The sequence below is a fragment of the Luteimonas padinae genome, assembly GCF_014652935.1.
GTDB classification, from domain to species: Bacteria; Pseudomonadota; Gammaproteobacteria; order Xanthomonadales; family Xanthomonadaceae; genus Luteimonas; species Luteimonas padinae.
Genome location: NZ_BMZT01000001.1, coordinates 186,926 through 209,158, shown reverse-complemented (window position 1 = coordinate 209,158; position 22,233 = coordinate 186,926). Strand labels below are relative to the sequence as shown.

At 71.9% G+C, this 22,233-nt stretch carries 21 protein-coding genes and 1 pseudogene; 8 read left to right on the top strand and 14 right to left on the bottom strand.

From position 1 onward, the window contains the following. Positions 1 to 100: 100 nt before the first annotated feature. Positions 101 to 1,813 (bottom strand): murein biosynthesis integral membrane protein MurJ, encoded by a 1,713-nt coding sequence (gene murJ / locus IE168_RS00980; RefSeq protein ID WP_229822974.1) that lies wholly within the window; start codon positions 1,811 to 1,813, stop codon positions 101 to 103. 110 nt (positions 1,814 to 1,923) lie between these two features. On the opposite strand from murJ, the gene rpsT reads away from it, so the two are divergent. After that, on the top strand, positions 1,924 to 2,196 hold the full coding sequence (gene rpsT / locus IE168_RS00975; RefSeq protein ID WP_189494198.1) for a 30S ribosomal protein S20: 273 nt from the start codon (positions 1,924 to 1,926) through the stop codon (positions 2,194 to 2,196). 203 nt (positions 2,197 to 2,399) lie between these two features. Here rpsT and cgtA read toward each other — a convergent pair whose 3' ends face one another. The 3 genes from cgtA to rplU form a co-directional block, all read right to left on the bottom strand. Continuing rightward, positions 2,400 to 3,455 (bottom strand): Obg family GTPase CgtA, encoded by a 1,056-nt coding sequence (cgtA, locus tag IE168_RS00970; RefSeq protein WP_189494196.1) that lies wholly within the window; start codon positions 3,453 to 3,455, stop codon positions 2,400 to 2,402. A gap of 104 nt (positions 3,456 to 3,559) precedes the next feature. Beyond that, positions 3,560 to 3,820: a 50S ribosomal protein L27 gene (gene rpmA / locus IE168_RS00965; RefSeq protein WP_189494193.1), complete on the bottom strand. Its 261-nt coding sequence runs from the start codon at positions 3,818 to 3,820 to the stop codon at positions 3,560 to 3,562. 12 nt (positions 3,821 to 3,832) lie between these two features. Then, complete coding sequence (rplU, locus tag IE168_RS00960) at positions 3,833 to 4,153, bottom strand: 50S ribosomal protein L21 (protein WP_189494191.1); 321 nt, start codon at positions 4,151 to 4,153, stop codon at positions 3,833 to 3,835. 558 nt (positions 4,154 to 4,711) lie between these two features. Here rplU and IE168_RS00955 point away from each other — a divergent pair. The 3 genes from IE168_RS00955 (at position 4,712) to IE168_RS00945 (ending at position 10,711) form a co-directional block, all read left to right on the top strand. Continuing rightward, positions 4,712 to 7,174, top strand: a complete 2,463-nt coding sequence (locus IE168_RS00955) for a S8 family serine peptidase (protein ID WP_189494189.1) — start codon at positions 4,712 to 4,714, stop codon at positions 7,172 to 7,174. Positions 7,175 to 7,343: 169 nt separating this feature from the next. After that, positions 7,344 to 10,295 carry an excinuclease ABC subunit UvrA gene (gene uvrA, locus IE168_RS00950; RefSeq protein WP_189494187.1) on the top strand — a complete coding sequence of 984 codons (2,952 nt, stop codon included), beginning with the start codon at positions 7,344 to 7,346 and terminating at the stop codon, positions 10,293 to 10,295. After that, the gene (locus tag IE168_RS00945; protein WP_189494185.1) at positions 10,292 to 10,711 is read left to right on the top strand and encodes an acyl-CoA thioesterase; all 420 of its coding nucleotides are present in this window, start codon (positions 10,292 to 10,294) and stop codon (positions 10,709 to 10,711) included. The genes uvrA and IE168_RS00945 overlap by 4 nt, the downstream gene beginning before the upstream one ends. Here IE168_RS00945 and IE168_RS00940 read toward each other — a convergent pair. From IE168_RS00940 to IE168_RS00910, 7 genes are all read right to left on the bottom strand, one after another. Next, positions 10,689 to 11,864 (bottom strand): sigma-54-dependent transcriptional regulator, encoded by a 1,176-nt coding sequence (locus IE168_RS00940; protein ID WP_229822973.1) that lies wholly within the window; start codon positions 11,862 to 11,864, stop codon positions 10,689 to 10,691. The genes IE168_RS00945 and IE168_RS00940 overlap by 23 nt on opposite strands. Positions 11,865 to 12,010: 146 nt before the next feature. Continuing rightward, positions 12,011 to 13,360, bottom strand: a complete 1,350-nt coding sequence (locus IE168_RS00935; RefSeq protein ID WP_189494183.1) for an autotransporter outer membrane beta-barrel domain-containing protein — start codon at positions 13,358 to 13,360, stop codon at positions 12,011 to 12,013. Continuing rightward, positions 13,357 to 13,875, bottom strand: coding sequence for a hypothetical protein (locus IE168_RS00930; protein WP_189494181.1), 519 nt, complete (start codon positions 13,873 to 13,875; stop codon positions 13,357 to 13,359). The genes IE168_RS00935 and IE168_RS00930 overlap by 4 nt, the downstream gene beginning before the upstream one ends. Before the next feature lies 1 nt (position 13,876). Next, entirely contained in the window at positions 13,877 to 14,584 is a 708-nt protein-coding gene (locus IE168_RS00925; RefSeq protein WP_229822972.1) for a C39 family peptidase, read from the bottom strand. Beyond that, positions 14,581 to 14,922, bottom strand: coding sequence for a hypothetical protein (locus IE168_RS00920; protein WP_189494179.1), 342 nt, complete (start codon positions 14,920 to 14,922; stop codon positions 14,581 to 14,583). Before IE168_RS00920 ends, IE168_RS00925 begins: the two co-directional genes overlap by 4 nt. A gap of 72 nt (positions 14,923 to 14,994) precedes the next feature. Then, positions 14,995 to 15,915: a hypothetical protein gene (locus tag IE168_RS00915; protein WP_229822971.1), complete on the bottom strand. Its 921-nt coding sequence runs from the start codon at positions 15,913 to 15,915 to the stop codon at positions 14,995 to 14,997. Positions 15,916 to 16,292: 377 nt separating this feature from the next. After that, complete coding sequence (locus IE168_RS00910; protein WP_189494177.1) at positions 16,293 to 16,784, bottom strand: copper chaperone PCu(A)C; 492 nt, start codon at positions 16,782 to 16,784, stop codon at positions 16,293 to 16,295. A gap of 43 nt (positions 16,785 to 16,827) precedes the next feature. Between IE168_RS00910 and IE168_RS00905 the strand changes: the two genes are divergently transcribed. Next, positions 16,828 to 17,583, top strand: a complete 756-nt coding sequence (locus tag IE168_RS00905; protein WP_189494175.1) for an enoyl-CoA hydratase/isomerase family protein — start codon at positions 16,828 to 16,830, stop codon at positions 17,581 to 17,583. Positions 17,584 to 17,622: 39 nt separating this feature from the next. On the opposite strand, the gene IE168_RS00900 is transcribed toward IE168_RS00905, so the two are convergent. The 3 genes and pseudogenes from IE168_RS00900 to IE168_RS00890 all read right to left on the bottom strand — a co-directional run bounded on the left by IE168_RS00900 (position 17,623) and on the right by IE168_RS00890 (position 20,141). Next, positions 17,623 to 18,489, bottom strand: a complete 867-nt coding sequence (locus tag IE168_RS00900; protein ID WP_189494173.1) for a sulfurtransferase — start codon at positions 18,487 to 18,489, stop codon at positions 17,623 to 17,625. Further along, a pseudogene (locus IE168_RS00895) lies at positions 18,486 to 19,309 on the bottom strand (NUDIX hydrolase). The gene IE168_RS00900 and the pseudogene IE168_RS00895 overlap by 4 nt, the downstream one beginning before the upstream one ends. A 121-nt stretch (positions 19,310 to 19,430) precedes the next feature. Next, positions 19,431 to 20,141 (bottom strand): FKBP-type peptidyl-prolyl cis-trans isomerase N-terminal domain-containing protein, encoded by a 711-nt coding sequence (locus IE168_RS00890; protein WP_189494172.1) that lies wholly within the window; start codon positions 20,139 to 20,141, stop codon positions 19,431 to 19,433. 177 nt (positions 20,142 to 20,318) lie between these two features. Here IE168_RS00890 and IE168_RS00885 point away from each other — a divergent pair, with 177 nt between their 5' ends. Genes IE168_RS00885 through nth form a run of 3 tightly spaced genes read left to right on the top strand, consistent with a single transcriptional unit; the run spans position 20,319 to position 22,215 of the window. Continuing rightward, complete coding sequence (locus tag IE168_RS00885) at positions 20,319 to 21,098, top strand: enoyl-CoA hydratase-related protein (protein WP_189494170.1); 780 nt, start codon at positions 20,319 to 20,321, stop codon at positions 21,096 to 21,098. An 8-nt stretch (positions 21,099 to 21,106) separates the two neighbouring features. Next, positions 21,107 to 21,538, top strand: a complete 432-nt coding sequence (locus IE168_RS00880; protein ID WP_189494168.1) for a hypothetical protein — start codon at positions 21,107 to 21,109, stop codon at positions 21,536 to 21,538. Positions 21,539 to 21,567: 29 nt separating this feature from the next. Further along, positions 21,568 to 22,215, top strand: a complete 648-nt coding sequence (gene nth, locus IE168_RS00875; RefSeq protein ID WP_189494528.1) for an endonuclease III — start codon at positions 21,568 to 21,570, stop codon at positions 22,213 to 22,215. Positions 22,216 to 22,233: the final 18 nt, after the last annotated feature.

The following is a 22,233-nucleotide window of genomic DNA, read 5'->3' as shown; positions in this document are numbered from 1 at the left end:
CAGGTGTGGTGTGGCGCGGCCGCCCGGGGCAGCGCGCCCGACCGGGGTCGGCCCGCAAGTATAGCGGCCGCGCGGAAGCCGCCGCGGACAGGCCGCGCGCTCAGTGCCGCAGGTCCCGCGGCCGCAGGCCCAGCGCGAACATCGCCACGCCATAGGCCAGGGCCCCGGCGGCCACCACCGCCAGCAGCAGGGCCGCGCGCAGCAGCAGGCTCCCGATCGCCGTCCAGTCGCCAATCCACGCGATCAGCGCCAGCACGGTCGCCGCCATCCCGGCGCAGGCCACGATCATCCGCAGCCAGAACACGCCCCAGCCGGGCTGCAGCCGCGCCAGGCCGGCGCGCTTCAGGTAGCGCCACAGCAGCCAGGCGTTGACGATGCCCGCCAGCGCGGTCGCCAGCGCGATGCCGCCGTGCGCCCCGGGTACGTTCCACAGCCACAGCGGCGTGGTGAAGGCGATGGTCATCACCACGTTGGCGATGACGGTGATGATGGCCGCGCGCATCGGCGTCTTCGTGTCCTGGCGGGCGTAGAAGGCCGGGGCCAGCACCTTGGTGAGCATGAACGCCGGGATGCCGATGCTCATCGCCGCCAGGCTGAGCGCCGCCATGCGGGTGTCGTGCGGGGTGAAGCGCCCGCCCTGGTAGACCACCGCGGTCAGCGGCTCGGCCAGCAGCAGCAGGCCGACCGCCGCCGGCACGCCGGCCAGCAGCGCCATGCGCAGCGCCCAGTCGAGCGTGGCGCCATAGCCTTCGCCGTCCTCGGCCGCGTGCCGGCGCGAGAGGTGCGGCAGGATCACGGTGCCGATGGCCACGCCGAACAGGCCGAGCGGAAACTCCACCAGGCGGTCGGACAGGTACAGCCAGGTCTGGCTGCCGGTCACCAGCAGCGACGCGAAGATCGTGCCCACCAGCAGGTTCAGCTGGGCCACGGACGACGAGAACAGCGTCGGCACCATCAGCTTCGCGACCCGGCGCACGTCGGGATGGTGGAATCCGGGCCTGAAGCGCGGCCGCATCCCCAGCCGCCCCAGCGCCGGCCACAGCAGGGCCAGCTGCAGCACGCCCGCCACCAGCACGCCCCAGGCCAGGGCCTTCACCGGCTCGGCGAACCAGCGCGAGGCCCAGACGATGGCGGCGATCATCACCAGGTTGTGCAGCACCGGCGTCACCGCCGGCAGCGCGAAGCGGCCGAAGCTGTTGAGCACCGAGGCCACCAGCGCCATCAGCGAGATGCACACCAGGTACGGGAAGGTGATCCGCAGCATGCCGGCGATCAGCGCCAGCTTCTCCGGATCGTCGATGGCGCCGGGCGCGAACATGCGCGCCAGCAGCGGCGCAGCCAGCATGCCGATGGCCGCGAACACCAGCACCACGGCCAGCAGCGCACCGGCCATGGCGTCCAGGAAGTCCTTCAGCGCCTTCGGGTCGCCGCGCTCGCGCAGCTCGTTGAACACCGGCACGAAGGCCATCTGCACCGAGCCCTCGGCGAAGATCCGGCGCAGGTAGTTCGGGATCCGGTAGGCGATGACGAAGGCGTCCATCGCCACCGAGACGCCGAACACGCGCGACTGCAGCGCGTCGCGCAGGAAGCCCGCGATGCGCGACAGCAGGGTCATGGCGCTGAACACCGCGGTGGAGCGCAGCAGCCCGCCGCCGCGGCGCGGCTTCGGCCCATCACCCGGCGCCGGAGGCTGGCCACCGCCATCGGCCGCGGCCTTCGTCGCCGGCATCGAGGCGGCCGGGTCCAGCCCCGCGGCCCCGGCCGCGCCGCCCCCGCCCTCCCCCTTTGGCCCGTCCTGTATCGTTGCGCTCATGCGATCCATCCCGTGACCGGGGGATTGTTGACGCAAATCCATGATTCGGCCATACTTTCCTGCTCGATCGACCCGAATTCCATCTTTACACCCGTTTCCAGGATCCCGCCGTGGCCAACATCAAGTCCTCCAAGAAGCGCGCCAAGCAGGCCGTCGTGCGCAACCTGCGCAACAACAGCCAGCGCTCGCAGATGCGCACCGCCGTCAAGAAGGTGCTGAAGGCGCTCGACGCCAATGACGCCGCCGGCGCGCAGGAGGCTTTCAAGGCCGCGCAGCCGCTGCTCGACCGGTTCAGCGCCCGCGGCCTGATCCACAAGAACAAGGCCGCGCGCCACAAGAGCCGCCTGGCCGCGCGCATCAAGGCGATCGCCAGCGCCGCCTGAGGCCGCCGCACCGCGTCACCCCGGAAGCCCGGCCCTTGGCCGGGCTTTTCGTTTGCGTGCGGTTCCGGCAGGGATGCTGCGTCAGAGCAACAGCTTTGCCACGGATCACGCGGATCACGCGGATAGAGCCAAAGCCCCCCGAACGTTCTGCTTTATCCGTGTCAATCCGCGTGATCCGCGTAAATCCGTGGCAAAAGAGCTTTTCAGCATTCTCCGGAGCCCGCGGCTTCCGCGGTCTCCGCGGCGTCGCGGGCCTGCTCGTCGAGGAAAGCCTGGATTTTCAGCATGACGTCGCGGGTGCCTTCGCGGGCCAGGCCGGAGACGATGAACCAGGGGCCGGTCCAGCCCAGGTCGGCGACCACGCGCTCGGCGTGTGCGCGCGCGTCCTCCGCCGGCAGCAGGTCGGCCTTGTTGAACAGAAGCCAGCGCGGCTTGTTCATCAGGCCAGCGTCGAACTTCGCCAGCTCGTGCTCGATCGCGCGCACCTGGCCGGCGGCGTCGGAGCCGTCCAGCGGCTCGACCTCCACCAGATGCAGCAGCAGGTGCGTGCGCTGGATGTGGCGCAGGAACAGCGCGCCGAGGCCGGCGCCGTCCGCCGCGCCTTCGATCAGGCCGGGAATGTCGGCGATCACGAAGCTGCGCGCGGGCTCCACGCTGACCACGCCGAGGTTCGGGTACAGCGTGGTGAACGGATAGTCCGCGACCTTGGGCGTGGCCGCCGACACCGCGCGGATCAGGGTGGACTTGCCGGCGTTGGGGAAGCCCAGCAGGCCGACGTCGGCCAGCAGCTTCAGCTCCAGGCGCAGCTCACGCTGCTCGCCCTCGGCGCCGGGCGTGGCCTTGCGCGGCGACCGGTTCACCGAACTCTTGAAATGCATGTTGCCCAGGCCGCCGCCGCCGCCGCGCGCCACCAGCAGGCGGTCGCCGTCGCCGACCAGGTCGCCGATGAGCTCGTCGGTATCGACGTTCACCACCTGGGTCCCGACCGGGACCAGGATCACGACGTCGTCCCCGCCCTTACCGTAGCGCTGCTGGCCCATGCCGTCCTGTCCGCGCTGGGCACGGAACATCTTCTGGTGGCGGAAGTCGACCAGGGTGTTGAGGTTGCGCGTGGCCTCGAGCCACACGTCGCCGCCCTTGCCACCGTCGCCGCCGTCGGGGCCGCCGAGGGGAATGAACTTCTCGCGCCGGAACCCGACGCAGCCGTTGCCGCCGTTGCCGGCGATGACGGTGATTTCGGCTTCGTCTACGAGCTTCATGGGATCGACTGCCAGATGGTGTGTGGTGAGCCGGGTCCGTCAAGGATGCCCGGAAACGAAAAGCCCCGCCGGAGCGGGGCCCTTCACGGAACGTGGCGCGGGACTCAGGCCCCGGCGATCACGTTCACGGTGCGGCGCTTCTTCGGGCCCTTGGTCGTGAACTCGACCGTGCCGTCGATCAGCGCGAACAGGGTGTGGTCGCGGCCGAGGCCCACGCCCGAACCCGGGTGGAACTGGGTGCCGCGCTGGCGGACGATGATGTTGCCGGCGTCGATCGCCTGGCCACCGTACATCTTCACGCCGAGGTACTTCGGGTTTGAGTCGCGGCCGTTGCGCGAGGAACCTACGCCCTTTTTATGTGCCATGGCTGCGTCTCCTTACTTCTTGTCGCCACCGGCAATGCCGGTGATCTCGATTTCGGTGTAGTGCTGCCGGTGGCCCATCTGCTTGCGATGGTGCTTGCGGCGGCGGAACTTCACGATGCGCACCTTGTCGGCGCGGCCGTGGGCCTTGACGGTGGCGGTGACGGTGGCGCCCTTCAGCGCGTCGCCCACCTTGATGCCATCGGAATCGCCGAGCATGAGCACGTTGTCGAACGTGATCTCCTTGCCGGCCTCGACGTCGAGCAGTTCCACGCGCAGGGTCTCACCCTGCATCACGCGGTACTGCTTGCCGCCCGTTACCAGGACTGCGTACATGACCAGACTTCCTCTGTAGTTATTGTGGTCGCCTGCCGCCATCGAGGGCGGACAGGAGCGGAATTGTAGATGGATCCACGATTCCGGGTCAAACCGGGCTGAATGGCGGCTATACGGTTGCGCACGCGGGCCTGCTTCCGGTAGGTTCGGGATGTCGGACGGGTACAGGGGCCCATCCGCTGCAGGACCAGCAGTCAGGCACCCCGCGCCGGCGCCGTGGTAATGCGCCGCAAGGGGCGTGATCGCCTTCCGGAGAGTCTCTGTCAGTGCAACAGCCTGAACCCGTCGGGGACCATCCCGCCCATCCGTCGCGGCCTGCTGGCCGGCGCAACCGCACCTCCTGCACACCATCTTCCGCCGGCGCGTCCCCCGCGACCCGCCAGCCATCGCCGCGCAACCCGGCGCGCGGCGCCCGCCTTCTGCACGCCTGCAGGCCGCAGCCCCTCCGGGCAGCGCCGCGGGCGTGCGTACAGCTTCCACTGGAGTAGCAACAGCCACTGCGTGGATGGGGCCGATCGCCAATGCGCGTTCGGATCGACGAAAGGAGAGAGGATCGAAATGACAAGCACGACTCGGAGCAACACGACTACCGCGCTGGCGGTGGCGATCACCGCGGCGCTGTTCGCGGCGCCGTCCTATGCGGCCATGCGGACGCCGGCGGCCAAGCCCGCAACGGTACAGAAGGCGGTGGCCAAGCAGCCCGTCTTCGCCAAGCCGGCCCAGGCCTATGGCACCAACCTGAAGGCACCCGCCGACGACAGCTACGACAGCTTCCTGGTGAGCTTCAAGAAGGGCGCCAAGCCCGCCGCGGACATGCAGCGCCAGCTGGACGCCATCGGCAGGACCCTGGGTGCCCGCATCAGCGTCGAACGCACCACCGCCACCGGCGCCCAGCTGATCCGCATCGACCGCGAGATCGACGTGGTGGCGCGTCGCAAGCTCGAAGTCGAGCTGATGAAGCACCCCTCGATCCGCGCAGTCGAGCCGAACGGCCGCCTGTATCGCGCGATGGAGCCGAACGATCCCCTGTTCGTCCAGCAGTGGCATTACAAGGGCGGCGGCATGGGCATCAACGCCACCGAGGCCTGGGACACGGTCGACGGCAGCGGCTACATCGTCGCGGTGCTCGACACCGGCGAACTGCAGCACGAGGACCTCGCCGGCCAGTTCGTCGCCGGCTACGACTTCATCTCCGACCCGGAAAACGCGCGCGACGGTGATGGCCGCGACGCCGACCCGTCCGACACCGGCGACTGGGACGACAAGTACGACAGCAGCTGGCACGGCACCCACGTGGCCGGCACGGTCGCGGCCCTGACCAACAACAGCACCGGCGTGGCCGGCGTGGCGCACGGGGCCAAGGTCCAGCACGTGCGCGTCCTCGGCAACCAGGGCGGCTCGTTCGCGGACATCAACGACGCCATCGTCTGGGCCTCGGGCGGCAGCGTCCCCGGCGTACCCGACAACACCACCCCCGCGCACATCATCAACCTCAGCCTCGGCGGCGCCACCGCGTGCCCGACGGCGATGCAGGACGCGATCGACATCGCCATCGAAAACGGCACCGCGGTGATCGCGGCGGCCGGCAACTCCAGCGCCAACGTGGCTGGCTTCAGCCCGGCGGGCTGCGAAGGCGTGATCGCGGTGGCGGGCACGGGCCCGAACAACACCAAGTACGCCAGCACCAACTTCGGCCCGGGCATCAGCGTCGCGGCGCCGGCGGGCAGCGGCGTGGTTCCGGAAGAGAACCAGGTGCTGTCGACCCTGAACACCGGCGCGGAAGGCCCGGAGGACGACGCATACGCCTGGTATGCCGGTACGTCCATGGCTGCTCCGCACGTCGCCGGCACCGCCGCGCTCATGATGGAAGCCGCCGGCGAGCACCTGCCCCCCGACGAGCTCGAGATGATCCTGCAGAACACCGGCTACGCCGCCAATGGCAACGTCACCGGCTGCGCCACCGCCACGCTGTGGTGCGCCAGCATGATCGACGCCGGCCGTGCCGTCGCCGTGGCCGATGGCAGCGAGACGCTGCCGCCCACGCCGCCGCCGCCGCCGCCGCCGCCGCCGCCGGTCGTGCTCGAGAACGGCGTGGCCTCGCCCGTGGGCCCCCTGGCCCCCAACGAGGAGCGGTTCTACACGCTGCAGGTGCCGAGCGGCATGGAAAGCCTGGTGTTCAACCTCGCTCCCGGCACGGGCGACTCGGACATCTACGTCCGTTACGGCTCGGCCCCGACCGCTGGCGCGTACGACTGCCGTCCGTACACCGGCGGTACCGTCGCCGAGACCTGCACGTTCAGCAACCCGACGGCCGGCACCTGGCACGTCCGCGTTGTCGCGTACAGCACCTCGAACGGCTGGAACCTCACCGGCACCTACGACAACGAGCCGCCGGTGGATCCGCCGGCTCCGGAACTGACCGAGCTCGAGAACGGCGTTGCGGTCACCGGCATCAACATCGGCACCGGTGAGGAGCTGCTGTACTTCATCGACGTCCCGGCCGACGCCACCAACCTTTCGGTCCAGCTGTCGGGTGCCGCGGGCGGCGATGCCGACCTGTACGTCCGTCGCGGCGAGGTGCCGACCAACTCGCTCTACGACTGCCGCTCGTGGCTGGTGGGCAACAACGAGCTGTGCGAGTTCCCGACGCCGGCCGCCGGACAGTGGTTCGTCCGGATCAACGGCTACGCGGCGGCGACCGGGCTGTCGCTGGTCGCGAGCTACGAGGATGGGGGTGACCCCCCGGTTGACAACGCTCCGCAGGACCTGGTGGCCCGCTACGCGTTCGCCCTCAGGGGCCAGCGCATTCGCGTGCCGCTGACCTGGACGGGCGGCGAAGGCGAGCAGGTGGACGTGCGCTTCGATGGCGAGGTGGTCGCGACGGCCGCCAACACCGGCAAGTTCACCCACACCTTCACGGCGGCCGCCATCGGCCCCGGCAGCGCGACCTACCAGGTCTGCAACGCCGGCACCAATGAGTGCTCCGCCGAGATCACGGTGGACTACACCGCGCGCCGCTGATACGGGACGCAAGGTGACAAGCGAGGGGCCCGGTTCGCCGGGCCCCTTTCTTTTGCTTCCAGTTCCCGGCACCCCGGCTGGAAATCCGACGGTTTGCCCCCATGACAGGCGCTCGGTAGGCTGGTTGATCGCCCGCCACCTCCCCCACTCCGACCCGGACCCCACCCGAATGGCGCTGGACCTCATCCGCATCCGCGGAGCCCGTACGCACAACCTGAAGGACATCAGCCTCGACCTGCCCCGCGACCGCCTGATCGTGGTCACCGGCCTGTCCGGCTCCGGCAAGTCCTCGCTGGCCTTCGACACCATCTATGCCGAGGGCCAGCGTCGCTACGTCGAATCGCTGTCGGCCTACGCACGCCAGTTCCTGAGCGTGATGGACAAGCCCGACATCGACCACATCGAGGGCCTGTCGCCGGCGATCGCGATCGAGCAGAAGTCGACCTCGCACAACCCGCGCTCGACCGTCGGCACGATCACCGAGATCTACGACTACCTGCGCCTGCTCTATGCCCGCGTCGGCCAGCCGCGCTGCCCGGACCACCATTACCCGCTCGAGGCCCAGACCGTCAGCCAGATGGTCGACCAGGTGATGGCGCTGGCCAATGACCCGGCGAACGCCGAGCGCCGCTGGATGCTGCTGGCGCCCGTCGTGCGCGAGCGCAAGGGCGAGCACGCCCAGGTGTTCGAGCAGCTTCGCGCGCAGGGTTACGTGCGCGTGCGCGTGGACGGGGTGGTGCACGAGATCGACGCGGTACCGCCGCTGGCGCTGCGCCAGAAGCACACCATCGAGGCGGTGATCGACCGTTTCCGCGTGCGCGAGGATATGCAGCAGCGCCTGGCGGAATCCTTCGAGACCGCGCTCAAGCTGGGCGACGGCATGGCCGAGGTGCGCGCGCTCGACGACGACGTGGCCGAGCCGCTGCTGTTCTCCTCGCGCTACAGCTGCCCGGTGTGCGACTACGCCCTGCCGGAGCTGGAGCCGCGGCTGTTCTCGTTCAACGCCCCGGCCGGCGCCTGTCCGACCTGCGACGGCCTCGGCGTGAGCCAGTTCTTCGATCCCGGCCGCGTGGTGGTGCATCCCGAGCAGTCGCTGGCCGCCGGTGCCGTGCGCGGCTGGGACCGCCGCAACCACTACTACTTCCAGCTGATCGCCTCGCTGGCGAAGCACTACGGGTTCAGCGTCGACACGCACTGGCAGGACCTGCCGGAGGACGTGCGCCAGGCCGTGCTGTTCGGCAGCGGCGAGGAGCGCATCGCCTTCACCTACGTGACCGAGAGCGGGGTTCGCAGCAAGCGCAGCCACCGCTTCGAAGGCATCGTGCCCAACCTCGAGCGCCGCTACCGCGAGACCGAGTCCGCGGCCGTGCGCGAGGAGCTGGCCAAGTACATCAGCGAGCAGCCTTGCCCGGACTGCGGCGGCGCGCGCCTCAACCGCTCGGCGCGCCACGTCTTCGTCGCCGACCGCGCCATGCCCTCGATCGTGGTGCTGCCCATCGGCGAGGCGCTGGACTTCTTTCGCCAGCTCGAGCTTCCCGGCTGGCGCGGTGAGGTCGCCGAACGCATCGTCAAGGAGATCCGCGAGCGGCTGGGCTTCCTGGTCGACGTCGGCCTCGACTACCTCACGCTCGAGCGCAAGGCCGACTCGCTGTCCGGCGGCGAGGCCCAGCGCATCCGCCTCGCCAGCCAGATCGGTGCCGGGCTGGTGGGCGTGATGTACGTGCTCGACGAGCCCTCGATCGGCCTGCACCAGCGCGACAACGAGCGCCTGCTGGCGACCCTGACCCGCCTGCGCGACCTCGGCAACACCGTGATCGTGGTCGAGCACGACGAGGATGCGATCCGCCTGGCCGACCACATCGTCGACATCGGCCCCGGCGCCGGCGTGCATGGCGGCGAAGTGGTGGCCCAGGGCAGCTACGAGGACATCCTGGCTGCGCCGCGATCGCTGACCGGCCAGTACCTTTCCGGCACGCGCCGCATCGAGGTGCCGGCCCAGCGCCACGCGCCCAATCCGAAGCTGGCCCTGCGCCTGCTCGGAGCCAGCGGCAACAACCTCAAGGACGTCGACCTGGTGATCCCGAACGGGCTGTTCACCGTGGTCACCGGCGTCTCCGGCTCCGGCAAGTCGACGCTGATCAACGACACGCTGTATGCGCTGGCCGCCAACGAGATCAACGGCGCCTCGCACAAGTCCGCGCCCTTCCGCGCAGTGGAAGGCCTGGACCTGTTCGACAAGGTGGTCGACATCGACCAGTCGCCGATCGGGCGCACGCCGCGCTCCAACCCGGCCACCTACACCGGACTGTTCACGCCGCTGCGCGAGCTGTTCGCGCAGGTGCCGGAAGCGCGCGCGCGCGGCTACGGCCCGGGCCGCTTCAGCTTCAACGTGCGCGGCGGCCGCTGCGAGGCCTGCCAGGGCGACGGCCTGATCAAGGTCGAGATGCACTTCCTGCCCGACATCTATGTGCCCTGCGACGTCTGCCAGGGCAAGCGCTACAACCGCGAGACCCTGGAGATCCGCTACAAGGGCCTGAACATCCACGAGGTGCTGGAGCTGACCGTCGAGGCCGCGCTGGACCTGTTCCACGCGGTGCCGCCGCTGGCGCGCAAGCTGGAGACGCTGGCCGACGTCGGCCTGGGCTACATCCGCCTGGGGCAGTCGGCGACCACGCTCTCGGGCGGCGAGGCGCAGCGCGTGAAGCTGTCGAAGGAGCTCTCGCGCCGCGACACCGGGCGCACGCTCTACATCCTCGACGAACCGACCACCGGCCTGCACTTCCACGACATCGACCACCTGCTCGGCGTGCTGCACAAGCTGCGCGACGATGGCAACACGGTGGTGGTGATCGAGCACAACCTGGACGTGATCAAGACCGCCGACCACGTCATCGACCTCGGCCCCGACGGCGGCCACCGCGGCGGCGAGATCATCGCCCAGGGCACGCCCGAGGATGTCGCGAAGATGCCGCAGTCGCATACCGGCCGCTTCCTGGCCAAGCTGCTGGCGGAGAACGCCGGGCACGCCGACAAGCCGCGCATCGACGACACCCCGAAGCCGCGCGCCCGCGGCAAGACCGGAACCCCCACCCGCCGCCGCAAGGCACGAGACATCTCATGAGCCACGAACCCGCCGAACACGGGAAGGTGCTCCAGCGCATGCCCATCGAGCTGCGCTGGCGCGACCTCGACGCCTTCAACCACGTCAACAACTCCAACTTCATGACCTACCTGGAGGAGGCGCGGATCCGCTGGTTCGAATCGCTGGGCGAGGAATGGGTCACCGACGCCACCGCGCCGCTGCTGGCGGCGGTGCAGATGAACTACCGGCAGCCCATCCCCTACCCCGGCTCGATCGTGGTCGAACTCACTGCCGACCGCGTCGGCACCAGCAGCGTGACCCTCGGCCACCGCATCACCAGCGCCGACGGCACCGTGCTGCACGCCGACGGCCACGTGGTGATGGTCTGGATCGACCGCGGCAGCGGTCGCCCGACGCCGCTGCCCGCGGCGGTCAGGCGCGTCGCCGGAGGCTGAGGCGCGGACCCGGCCGCCGACGGCGACCGCCTCGTTTCAGCCTCGACCGGTGCCGGCACCGGTGGCGTCCTCGCCACCGCGCAGGCCGTGGCGGTTCATCAGCCGGTACAGGGTGACGCGCGAGATCCCCAACTCGCGCGCGGCGGCCTGCAGGCGTCCGCCATTGCGCAGCAGCGCACGCTCGATCGCCACCGCGCTCGCGCAGCGCCGGCATGTGCAGCTCGATCACCCGCAGGCGGTGGTACAGGTCCTCGCGGAAGCGCCCGCGCTCGACAGCCGCCTCCAGGTCGACGTGGGTGGCGCAGATGATCCGCGCATCGACCGCGATGTCCTCGTGCCCGCCCAGGCGCTGGATCGTGCCCTGCTCGAGGAAGCGCAGCAGCGACGCCTGCGACTCCAGCGGCAGGTCGCCGATCTCGTCCAGGAACAGGGTGCCGCCGTCGGCATGCTCGAAGCGACCGCGCTTGCGCTGGGTGGCGCCGGTGAAGGCGCCGCGCTCGAAGCCGAACAGCTCGGACTGCACCAGGCTTTCCGGGATCGCGCCGCAGTTGATGACCACCAGCGGCGCTCCGTGCCGCTTCGAATGGCGATGAATCGCGGCCGCCGCCAGCTCCTTGCCCGTTCCGGTGCCGCCGCCGATGCACACCGGCGCGTCGGTCAGCGCCGCGCGCTGCAGCTGCCGGTAGAGCGCGTGCATCACCGGGCTCTCGCCGACCATGCCGTCCATCGACGGCACCGGACGTGGCATGGCCCCGCTGCAGTCCTCCAGCCGCGCCATGCCGTGGGCATGACCGAGCACGGTGGCGAGCAGGCCGTCCTCGCAGGGCAGCACCACGTAGTCGTGGCAGTGGTCACGCACCAGCCGCCGCACCGGTTCAAGCTTCACCTGGCCCGGGGCGAGGCCCGCCACCCAGCCCAGCCCGCCGCGGGCGAGCACCTCGCGGATGCGTTCGAGCCCATGCGCCGAGGGCTCGCCGCTGCCGCGAAGGTCCAGCAGGCCGGCGCAGCACGCGTCCGCACCGCGCGCCGGCAGGGCCGTGATCGCATCGGCCGACGACACCAGGCGCGGCTCCCAGCCGCGCTCGGCCAGGCCCGCGGGCAAGGCTTCGACCACGCCGCCCCCGGGCACCACCCAATGGATGAATCCGCGCACTCCAGTGCATCCCGGCATGCCCTTGCGCCGCATCCGCCCCCTTCGGATGGCCTCCCGTGTCCGTGCCCACTAACGCCAACGCGCCCGCATCGGCCAAGCGGACAGGCGCGCGCGCGCCGCCTGGCCGATGCCGCGCGGGGACGGATTCAGAACCGGATCGGCAGGCGCGCGACCAGGGTGACGTCGGGCGTGTCGCGGGTCATGCCGGCGCCCAGCGCGATGTTCAGGCTGGTGCGTTCGCTGATGCGGTAGGTGCCGCCGAGCATCAGCGTGCCCAGCACCACGCGCACCGAGCCCGGCAGGTCGCTGCCGTTCTGCTGCGAGCGCTGCACGATGTTGTGGTCGTAGCCGATGCTGATCGCGGCGCGCTCGTTGAGCGCGAGCCCGATACCGACGTTGAAGCCGATGATGTCGCCGGCGTCGACCTCGCCCAGGTATTCGGTGGTGGTCTGCGGAAAGCCCTCCGGCGCGCCGGTGAGCGTGGTGCGCGAGACGTCCTTGCGGGCGAAGTTGTGCAGGTAGCTCAGGCTGCCGAAGAACACCACGGGGTCCGAGGCGTACAGCCAGGTCACGCCCGGCTGCACCGAGGCGAAGCCGCTGCCGGTGGGCAGCTCCAGCGGCAGGCCGGTGCCGGTGGCGTTGGCCACGCAGCGGGTGACGCAGTCGGTGGTGACCTCGAACAGATCCTCGCCGGTGCGCGACTTGTAGCGCAGCCAGAGCACGTAGAACGGCCGGTCGGCGCCCTTGTTCGGCAGCTGGTAGCGCGCGGTCATCTCGATGTCGCCAAGGCCGCTGCCGTCGGCGCTGAACACGCTGTCCTGGGCCGAGCCGGTGAAGATCTCGCGGCTGACGGTATCGCCGCGGATGTACATGTACGGCACCTTCAGCTCGAGCTCGAAGCGGTTGGCCAGGCCGTAGCGCGCGGCCAGGCCGACCGACAGGCTGGTGGTCTTCACCTGGCGCACGTCGATCAGGCCGATGAGGATGGCCGGGATCACGGTGTAGCCGATCAGCGCGACGCGGTCGTTGGAGTAGTAACCGGTCTGCAGCGACGGCTCGAGCACCAGCGTGCCGCGCGGCGTCAGCACGCCCGGCTGGTCGAAGATCTGCGCGACCTCGGGAGGCCGCGTGGACTCCTCCGGTGCCTGCCCCACCGGCACCGGGCGGTCCTCGCCCGACTGGCCCGCAGCACCCGCCGCCGCCATCGCCGGCGCGGCAGGGAGGGCCGCGCCTGCCGCGCCGCGCGCGCGCAGGTCGTCCAGCCGCCACGCGTCGACGCCGCTCCCGGCCTCGTCCCAGCCCGCGCGCTGGCCTTGCACGTACTCGCGCAGCTCGCGGATCTGGCGCGCCTGTTCGTCGAGCCGCGCTTCCAGCGTGCGGATGCGCGCCTCGTCCGCCGCCGGCGTTCCGGCGTCCTGCGTCCAGGCCGGCAGCGGCATCGCCAGCGCCGCCGCCAGCAGGGCGAGTGCCGGGCCTGCGCCGCGCGGGACGGTCATGGCCCGCCCGCCGCGCCCAGCCCGGCGCGGCCCAGGGCTTCGCTGAAATGCATTGCCTGCAACAGGCCGAGCGTCCTGGTGGCGGCATCGACCGTGGTCTGCACGCGGATCTGGGCCGAGTCGAGCGTGTTCTGGATGACCAGGCCCGCGCCCCCCGCCAGCGCGTCGAGGTTGCCGGGCCCCACCTGCACCACCCGGGTCTGCTGCAGCTGCGCCAGTTCGCCCGCCTCGGCGGCGCTCATGCGCCCGACGTCGGGGATGTCGACCTTGAGCGATGCCACCAGCGCACCGTTCACCCAGGCCTGGCGCTCGAAGCCGAAGGCGACCACCAGGCCGGAGGGCAGCGCATAACCGCCACGCATCGCCCCGAGCCGCTCCGGGGACACCGGCACCCAGCCGTCCGGAAGGGCCGGCTCCGCGGCCTCCGAGGGTGCCGTCCATCCGACCGCGGCGAGGGCGAGCAGCGCCGTCACCAGCAGCGGCCATCCAATGCGCCTGGCGTCACGGATCTTCATGTCAGATGTCCCCCGGTCCGCGGCGGCTCAGGACCACGTCCTGCAGCCCGGCGCGCTGGACCGCGCTGGCCAGCGGCGCCATGGGCGCCAGGCGCCAGTCGCGCGCGGCATTGAAGGCCGCGAGCTCGCGGCGGTTGTGGACGACGAAGAGCACGCCGTTGTCCCACAGACGGTCGAACTGGCGCCTGGGCAGCAGCCGCGTGCCGCGCGCGGGATCGCCGACCAGCACGCGGCCGGCGCGCAGGCCCTTGACCACCACGAAGTGGCGGTAGCCGCGGTCGTTGAGCAGCACGATCGCCGGCAGGCCTTCCTCGAGCAGGCGCTCCAGCGGAACCTCGAATCCGTCCGCCGCGTAGCCCTGCGCCTCCAAGTAGGCGCGCATGTCGAGCAGCGAGAACCCTTCGCGGCGGATCCGTGCCTGGTCACCCAGGGCGTACATCTGGCGGAACACTTCCGCCTCGCCCACCGGCTGCCCGTAATGGAACGTCAGCAGGGTCGCGACCGCGGCCGAGCCGCAGCTGAAGTCGTGCTGCTGCGGAACGGTGGTGCGGTAGCGCGCGGCCTTCAGGCTGGTCACCGGCACGGCGTAGCTGCCACCGGAGGGCACCCGCACCTCGGCGGTCGACGCCTGCGCCGGCAGGGCCGCCTGGCAGGCCAGGCCGGCGGCCAGCAGCAGCGACGAGGCCGCCGCGGCGGGCCGCTGCCTCACGGGCCGCCCCCGCCGAACTGCACGTTGACCGCGGTGCCGCTCTGGATCAGCACGTTGGCCCCGCTGTTCTGGATCACGGTATTGATGCCGGCGGCGTTGCCGAACGCGCCGCCGGTGACCGTGTTGGCACCGCCAACCGTGCCCACGGCGCTGTTGCCGTCCACGGTGCCGGTGTTGTTGGCCTCCACCACGACCACGTTCGACGAATCGCCGCCGCGCATGGCCGCGAGGGCCTGGCCGGCCAAGGCCTGGCCGAAGCCCTCGACGGCCACCGGCTCAGCCGGTGGCGACGCCAGCGCGAGCGCGCCGACGATGACTGGAATCACGATGACGGGCATGTCCGTCCTCCTGGACAGCGGCGAAGCGCGCCGCGGGAATCGACCCGCGGCGCGCGCCTGGACCCGGACCCGTCAGGGACCGACGTTGAGGTTGGCCTGCACGGTCACGCCCTGCTGGATGAGCGAGGTCGCACCGCTGTTCTGTGCCAGCACCATGATGCCGGCGGCCGCGTTGGCCGAGCCGTCCATCGAGTTCGACATGTCGAAGGCACCGCCGTGGGCCCAGCTGGAGCCGCCGGCACCGCCCGCGCCACCGGTGGCCGCACCGCCGGCCGCCGCGCCGCCAGCCGCCGCGCCACCCGCGCCGCCGCCGCCGGCGCTGGCCGTGGCATCGCCGCTGCTGCCGGAGTTGTCGGCCGCGGTGTCGCCGCCGCTGGTCGTGCCGTCAGCCGACGCCGTGGCGTCTCCCGCGGTGGCCGTGGCGTCGGAGTCCGCCCAGCCCAGGTCGCCATCGCCGACGTCGCCGTCCGCAGCCGCGCCGGCCGCGGATGCCGCACCGGCCACGCCCAGCGTGCCGGCCAGGCCGGACGCCGCGGCATCACCGTCGCGCAGGCTGGCCGCGCCGGCATCGCCGCCGTCGCCACCGTCACCGCCGGAGCCGCCGCCTGCGAGTGCGAGACCGCCCAGGGCCGCGCCACCTGCGCCGCCGCCGGCGCTGCCGTTGTTGGTGGCGATGTTGCCCATCACCTGCACGCCGTTGCCGGACACCGACGCGCTGAGGCTGGTGCTGGCCACCGCCGTGCTGGTGTTGAACGAGCTGGCGATGCTCGTGCTGGCGGCGCTGCCGTTGTTGGCGGAGGCGGCCGAAGCACCGGACGCGTCGGCGAGGCCGGCGTTGTCGCGGGCATCGCCGCTGCTGTTGTCTTCGGTATTGCTGGCGTTGTTGTCGCCTGCGCCGCGCTCGTTCTGGGTATTGTCCTGGGCCCATGCCTGGGCGGACAGGCCCATGCCAAGTACCACGGCGGCGGCCAACGTGCTCTTGCGGATGCGCATCGTCGTTCTCCTGGGGGGAATGGTCGCGCCGGCCTGCGGGGGGGAAGGGGGCTGCAGGCCGTAGCCAGGGCGATCACGCAGGTTTGGTGCCAGCCTCCAGCGAGTGCATGCAAGCTGCTGATCCGACGATGTTTTTCAGCCACGACCCGAACTGCCATGGCCGCATTCGCCGCGTGCGCGGCGATCCGGGCGCGAAACCGTTGCAGACGCGAAACAGCCCCGCGCGGCGAAGCCCCCGGCCGCGCGCCGGAATGCCCGCCTGCAGGCGCGCTGGCCCGCGCCACCACACGCGTCCGCGCGTGCCGGCGCAGCCACCAGTCGACGTTTCATCGATGCAACGCGGCGCCGCCCGTCACCGGCGCGATGCCGGACGGCCGTCAGCGCGCTCCGGGCGCGCGCACCGGGAAATCGGCGGAGATGCTGCGGCCATCGGCCAGCACCAGCTCGACGCGTGCGACGTCGCCCTCGGCCAGCGGCGATGCCGGCCGCATCAGCATGAGGTGCAGGCCGCCCGGGCGCAGCACCGCTTCACCGCCCGCGGCCACGGGCAGCGTGTCCAGCGCGCGCATGCGGCTGACGCCGTCGACCACGCGGGTCTCGTGCAGCTCCACGGCGGCGAAGGCCTCGCTGCGCGCGCCGGTGACCACGACCTCGCCCGCGCACGGGTTCACCACCCGCGCGAAGCCGGCCACCATCGGCATCGGCATCGGTGGCGCACGCAGCCAGCCGTCTTCGATGCGCGGCAGGCACGCGGTTTCGGCTGCAGCGTCCTCGCCCGCAGGCCCGGATGCGAGGGCCTGCTGCACGGGAGCGAAAAGCAGCGCCAGCGGCAGGAAGGCGGCGGGCAGGAAGCGGGCGGTCGTGTCCATGCGCCTATGATAGCCCCCCTCTTCCACAGCACCGGGCCGACGCATGACCGCATCCATCGACACGATCGAACACGGCGCCATCGTCGAGCTGCGGCTCGCGCGTCCGCCGGTCAACGCCCTCGACCCCGCGCTGTGCGCGGGCATCGCGGCGGCGGTGGACGCGGCGGTGACGGCGGGCGCCAGGGGCATCGTGCTGTCGGGCGGGAAGGTGTTTTCGGCCGGCCTCGACGTGCCGCACCTGCTGACGCTGGAGTCACGCGAGGCGGTGGGTGCGGCCTGGACGGCATTCCTCGACGCCGCGCGCGCGATCGCGGCCTCGCCGGTGCCCGTGGTCGCGGCGATCACCGGGCATTCGCCGGCCGGCGGCTGCGTGCTCGCGCTGTGCTGCGACTACCGGGTGATGGCCGAAGGGGCGTTCCGCATCGGCCTCAACGAAACCCAGGTGGGCCTGGTTGCGCCCGACGGCATCCAGCACCTGATGCGGCGCGCGGTGGGCGCCCATCGCGCCGGGCTGCTGCTGGTGACGGGCGAACTGGTCGACAGCGCGCGCGCGCTCGACATCGGCCTGGTCGACGAACTCGCCGCGCCGGATGACGTCGTCGCGCGCGCGATCGCGTGGCTGGACGCCCTGCTCGCCCTGCCCTCCGCACCGGTGCTGCGCACGCGCGCCATCGCACGCGCCGACCTGCGCGCCGCGCTGGACCCCGCGAACATCGACATCGACACCTTCGTCGACGCCTGGAACGATCCCGATACCCAGGCCGGTCTGCGCGCGCTGGTGGCGCGCCTGGGCAAGTAGGACACACCGCGCTGCCGGCAGCGGGCTGCGCGGCCGTGCTCAGTCCGGCCCGGTGGACACCGGGCGGGCAGGATCCTCGATCCAGCCGCTCCACGAACCGGTGTACAGGCCGGCCCCCTCCAGCCCGGCGTGGGCCATCGCCAGCAGGTGGTGGCAGGCGGTCACGCCGGAGCCGCACATCACCACTGCGCCCGGCGCGCCCGCCTCGCCCAACAGCGGCCCGAACTCTCCGGCCAGCACGTCGGCCGGCTTGAAGCGGCCGTCGGCGAGGTTGCAGGCATACGGCCGCGACACCGCGGCGGGCACGTGGCCGGCGCGGGCGTCGATCGGCTCCACGTCACCGCGGAAGCGTTCCCCGGCGCGGGCGTCGAGCAGCAGGCCGCCCTGCGCGAGGTGCCCACGCACGCGCACGGCATCGAACAGACGCGCGCGCTCGAAGTCCGCGGGATACGGTGCGACAGCGGCGGCCTCCGGCACCGGCGCGGCATCGTCCAGCGGCAGCCCGAGCGAGCGCCAGCCCTCGAAGCCGCCGTCGAGCACCGCGGCATCCGCATGCCCGGCCAGGCGCAGCAGGCACCAGGCGCGCGCCGCGAACGCGCCGTCGGCGGCGTCGTAGACGACGACCTGGTGCGCGGGCGTGATGCCGCGGGCCGCGAGCATGCGCCCGAAGTCCGCCGCCTGCGGCCAAGGGTGGCGCCCCGCGCCGGGTGCATGCGCGCCGGACAGGTCGCGGTCCAGGTGCACGTAGCGCGCGCCCGGAATGCGGGCCTGGCGCCACGCGGCCTCGCCCGCCGCGGGGTCGGCCAGCGAGAAGCGCGCGTCCAGCACCACCAGCATCGGGTCGCCCAGCGCCGCCGCGAGCGCATCGGGCGTGACCAGCGTGGTCCATCCGGTCGATCGGGTCATGGCAGGCCTCCGGCGGCCAGCAGTCGCTGGCGCAGGTTGTACAGGATCGAAGCGGTCGCGCCCCAGACCCGCTGGCCGGGCGCGGCGGCGTGGCGCTGGTACTCGAAGACGTGGCGCTCGCGGCCGCCGAAGGTGATCGCGATGCGGTCGAGGTTCTCCGGCGCCATCAGCCACGACAGCGGCAGGCTGAAGACCTCTGCCACCTCGCCCGGCTGCGGCCGCGGCACGAAGCCCGCGGGCACGCGCGCCACCACCGGCAGCACGCGGAAGCCGGAGACCGTGGCCAGTGGATCGAGGTAGCCGAGGACGCGGGCGGCGCGGCGCGGCAGGCCGATCTCCTCCTCGGCCTCGCGCAGCGCGGCGGCCAGCGGGCCGGCATCGCCCGGGTCCACGCGCCCGCCGGGAAAACTCACCTGGCCGCCATGGTGACGCAGGCCGTCGTGGCGACGGGTCAGGATAACGCGGGTCCCGCCTTCGTCCAGCAGCGGCACCAGCACCGCCGCGTCGGCCAGCGCCGCGCGCGCGGGCAGCAGGTCGCGCAGCTCGTCGAGGTTCCAGGCCGGGCCCGCCGGCACCGCGTCCGGTGGCTCCAGCGCGGCCTGCAGCGCGGCGTCGGCCGGGTCCAGCGCCATCAGCGGCCGCGCTGCGCCTCGCGCGCGGGCAGCACGCGTTCCATCATGTCCTCGCGCTGCGCGTCGTCCATCGCCAGCCAGCCGGCGATCTCGGCGCCGGTGCGCAGGCAGCCGTCGCACAGGCCGTCGGGGTCGAGGGTGCAGACGCCGATGCAGGGGCTCTGCACGGCGCGGACTCCGGTGTTCATCCCGCCTCCGGGCCGTTACGGGTTGCAGACGCGAACGCGCCGGCACGAGGCCGGCGCGTCCGTGGAACATTGCGCGGCGTGGACCGCGCAGGAGTGCTGGGGCGCCGGCGGCGCCCCGCGGTCACTTGACGCTGACCAGCTTGACGTCGAACACGACGGCCTGGTTGGCCATGCGGCCGGCGCGGATGTCCGAACCGTAGGCCTTCTCGCCTGGCATCACGACTTCCCAGCGCGAACCGGCCGGCATCTGCAGCAGCGCCTCGCGCAGGCCCTCGAGCGGGACCTGGCTGACCTTCAGCGACACCGGGCCCGGGGTCTGACCCTGCGGCGCCTGGTTGGTGTCGACCAGCACGGTGCCGTCGGGCAGCGAGCCCTTGTAGGTCAGCTGCACCTCGCTGGCCTGGGTCGGCTTGGCGCCATTGCCGGTCTCGATCACGCGGTACTGCACGCCACCGGGCAGCGTTTGCACGCCGGCCTTGGCCTTGTTCTGGGCGAGGAAGCTGTCGCTGGCGGTCTTGTTGGCGGCGGCGAGCTGGCGGAACTCGGCCTCCATCTTGGCCTGCTGGCGCTTCTGCATGTTCTCGACCGCGGTGCGCAGCTGGTCGACCGGGACGGTGGGCTCCTTCTTGCCGTACGCGTCCTGCAGCGCCTTGATGACGGTGTTGACGTCGACGGCCTCACCGCGCTCGGTCAGCTCGGCGAGCTCGGCGCCGGTGTTGTAACCGATCGCGTAGCTGAGCTTCCCCTTTTCGGAAGTGGTGTCCTGGGCGGAGGCCGTGCCGGCGACCAGGGTGGTGGCCGCAAGGGCGGCAGCGAGCAGGCGCAACTTCATTCGTGGGACTCTCCGGGATTGCAGTTGGGTGTGTCCGGGGATGCGTGGGAACGGACTGGCCGCCCCGTGTGGACACGCTAGGATACTGGGGCCACGGCTTAACCGCCACTGACACCGCAGCCTCCGACCCCGCCCGCCCGCGGAAGTTCCGCGCCGGGCCCGAACACGAGCGATCCCATGCCAGACCCCGTCCTCATCGCCGACCACGGCGCCGTCCGCGTCGTCACCGTCAATCGCCCCGACAAGCTGAACGCGCTGAACCGGGCCACGCTCGAAGCCCTGCACGCCGCCTTCGATGCCGCCGCGGCCGACGAGGCGGTGCGCGCCGTGGTGCTGACCGGCGCGGGTGCGAAGGCCTTCGTCGCCGGCGCCGACATCGCCGAGATGTCGGGCCTGAGCCCGATCCAGGCCCGCGATTTCTCGCTGGTCGGCCAGCGCCTGATGCGGCGCATGGAGCGCATGCCCAAGCCGGTGGTGGCGATGGTCAACGGCTTCGCGCTGGGCGGCGGCCTGGAACTGGCGATGTGCTGCCACCTCCGCATCGCCGCCGACAGCGCGAAGCTCGGCCTGCCCGAGGTGACCCTGGGCCTGCTACCCGGCTTCGGCGGCAGCCAGCGCCTGCTGCGCCTGGTCGGGCGCGCCGCGGCGCTGGAGATGACCCTGACCGGCGCACCGGTCGACGCCGCGCGCGCGCTGGCGCTGGGCCTGGTCAACCGCGTCGTGCCGGCCGCCGAACTCGAAGCGCACACCATGGAACTCGCCGCGACGCTGGCCGGCAACGCGCCGCTGGCGATGCGCGGCATCCTCGACGCCATCCACGTCGGCGGCGAGTGCGCGATCGACGACGGCCTGGAATACGAGAGCGCGCAGTTCGGCCTGGCCTTCGCCACCGAGGATGCGCGCGAGGGCATGGCCGCCTTTCTCGAGCGCCGCAAGCCGGCGTTCAACAACCGCTGAGTCGCGGCATGGCCATCGAACGGACCGGCGCCGCACCCGTCGCGCCGGCACCCGATGCCGCGCAGGCGCTGCGGCTGCTGGAGCTGCTGCGCCATGACGATGTCGACGGCGCGATCGAGGCCGGGCTCGCCGGCTTCGCGCCGCTGGCTGCGCTGTGCGACAGCGACAACCGCATGCTGGCCGACGCCCGCGACCGGCTGCTCGCCGCCTGGGCCGCGCGCGCGCGTCATCGGGCACGCGCACTGCGCCTGGAGCGCATCGCGCACGAGCGCACGCAGGCACGCACTGCACGTGCGGATGCAGGCACCGGCCCCGCGGCCACGCGGCAGGGAGCGCGCGCGGCAACGGCTCCTGCGGATCCGCCGCGCCCGGCGCTGCCCGCGGCCGCGGCCGCGGCCCTCGCGCGGGCGCGGGCGCGCGCCTCGGGGAGCAGCCCGTGAGCGCCGCGCATGAACGCCGCGGCCGGGTGATGCCCAACGCGCGGGTGCCGGAGATGTTCGAGCGCCTGCGCGAACTCAACCCGAACCCCGTGACCGAGCTGGAATACAGCTCGCCCTACGAACTCCTGGTCGCGATGACGCTGTCGGCGCAGGCCACCGACGTCGGCGTCAACAAGGCGACGCGCCGGCTGTTTCCGGTCGCCAACACGCCGGCGGCCATCGCCGCGCTGGGCGAGGACGGGCTGAAGCCGTACATCGACACCATCGGCCTGTACAACGCCAAGGCCGCGAACGTGGTGGCGATGGCGAAGCTGCTCATCGAACGCCATGGCGGCGAGGTCCCGCGCACGCGCGAAGCGCTCGAAGCCCTGCCCGGCGTCGGCCGCAAGACCGCCAACGTGGTGCTCAACACCGCCTTCGGCCAGCCGACCATGGCGGTGGACACGCACATCTTCCGCGTGTCCAACCGCACCGGCCTGGCCCAGGGCAAGGACGTGCGCGCGGTCGAGGACCGGCTGCTCAGGCGCGTGCCCGCGGCCTACCTGCAGGACGCGCACCACTGGCTGATCCTGCACGGCCGCTATGTCTGCAAGGCACGCAGGCCGGAGTGCCCGGCCTGCGTGATCCGCGACCTCTGCACGTATCCCGACAAGACGCCCGGCGCGCCGCCGGGCTGAGTCCGCCGGCGGCGTGGA

Coding starts and splice junctions, on each gene's coding strand:
- murJ (WP_229822974.1), bottom strand. CDS start 1,813: ATGAGCGCAACGATACAGGACGGGCCAAAGGGGGAGGGCGGGGGCGGC.
- cgtA (WP_189494196.1), bottom strand. CDS start 3,455: ATGAAGCTCGTAGACGAAGCCGAAATCACCGTCATCGCCGGCAACGGC.
- rpmA (WP_189494193.1), bottom strand. CDS start 3,820: ATGGCACATAAAAAGGGCGTAGGTTCCTCGCGCAACGGCCGCGACTCA.
- rplU (WP_189494191.1), bottom strand. CDS start 4,153: ATGTACGCAGTCCTGGTAACGGGCGGCAAGCAGTACCGCGTGATGCAG.
- IE168_RS00955 (WP_189494189.1), top strand. CDS start 4,712: ATGACAAGCACGACTCGGAGCAACACGACTACCGCGCTGGCGGTGGCG.
- uvrA (WP_189494187.1), top strand. CDS start 7,344: ATGGCGCTGGACCTCATCCGCATCCGCGGAGCCCGTACGCACAACCTG.
- IE168_RS00945 (WP_189494185.1), top strand. CDS start 10,292: ATGAGCCACGAACCCGCCGAACACGGGAAGGTGCTCCAGCGCATGCCC.
- IE168_RS00935 (WP_189494183.1), bottom strand. CDS start 13,360: ATGACCGTCCCGCGCGGCGCAGGCCCGGCACTCGCCCTGCTGGCGGCG.
- IE168_RS00930 (WP_189494181.1), bottom strand. CDS start 13,875: ATGAAGATCCGTGACGCCAGGCGCATTGGATGGCCGCTGCTGGTGACG.
- IE168_RS00920 (WP_189494179.1), bottom strand. CDS start 14,922: ATGCCCGTCATCGTGATTCCAGTCATCGTCGGCGCGCTCGCGCTGGCG.
- IE168_RS00915 (WP_229822971.1), bottom strand. CDS start 15,915: ATGCGCATCCGCAAGAGCACGTTGGCCGCCGCCGTGGTACTTGGCATG.
- IE168_RS00910 (WP_189494177.1), bottom strand. CDS start 16,784: ATGGACACGACCGCCCGCTTCCTGCCCGCCGCCTTCCTGCCGCTGGCG.
- IE168_RS00905 (WP_189494175.1), top strand. CDS start 16,828: ATGACCGCATCCATCGACACGATCGAACACGGCGCCATCGTCGAGCTG.
- IE168_RS00900 (WP_189494173.1), bottom strand. CDS start 18,489: ATGACCCGATCGACCGGATGGACCACGCTGGTCACGCCCGATGCGCTC.
- IE168_RS00890 (WP_189494172.1), bottom strand. CDS start 20,141: ATGAAGTTGCGCCTGCTCGCTGCCGCCCTTGCGGCCACCACCCTGGTC.
- IE168_RS00885 (WP_189494170.1), top strand. CDS start 20,319: ATGCCAGACCCCGTCCTCATCGCCGACCACGGCGCCGTCCGCGTCGTC.
- IE168_RS00880 (WP_189494168.1), top strand. CDS start 21,107: ATGGCCATCGAACGGACCGGCGCCGCACCCGTCGCGCCGGCACCCGAT.
- nth (WP_189494528.1), top strand. CDS start 21,568: ATGCCCAACGCGCGGGTGCCGGAGATGTTCGAGCGCCTGCGCGAACTC.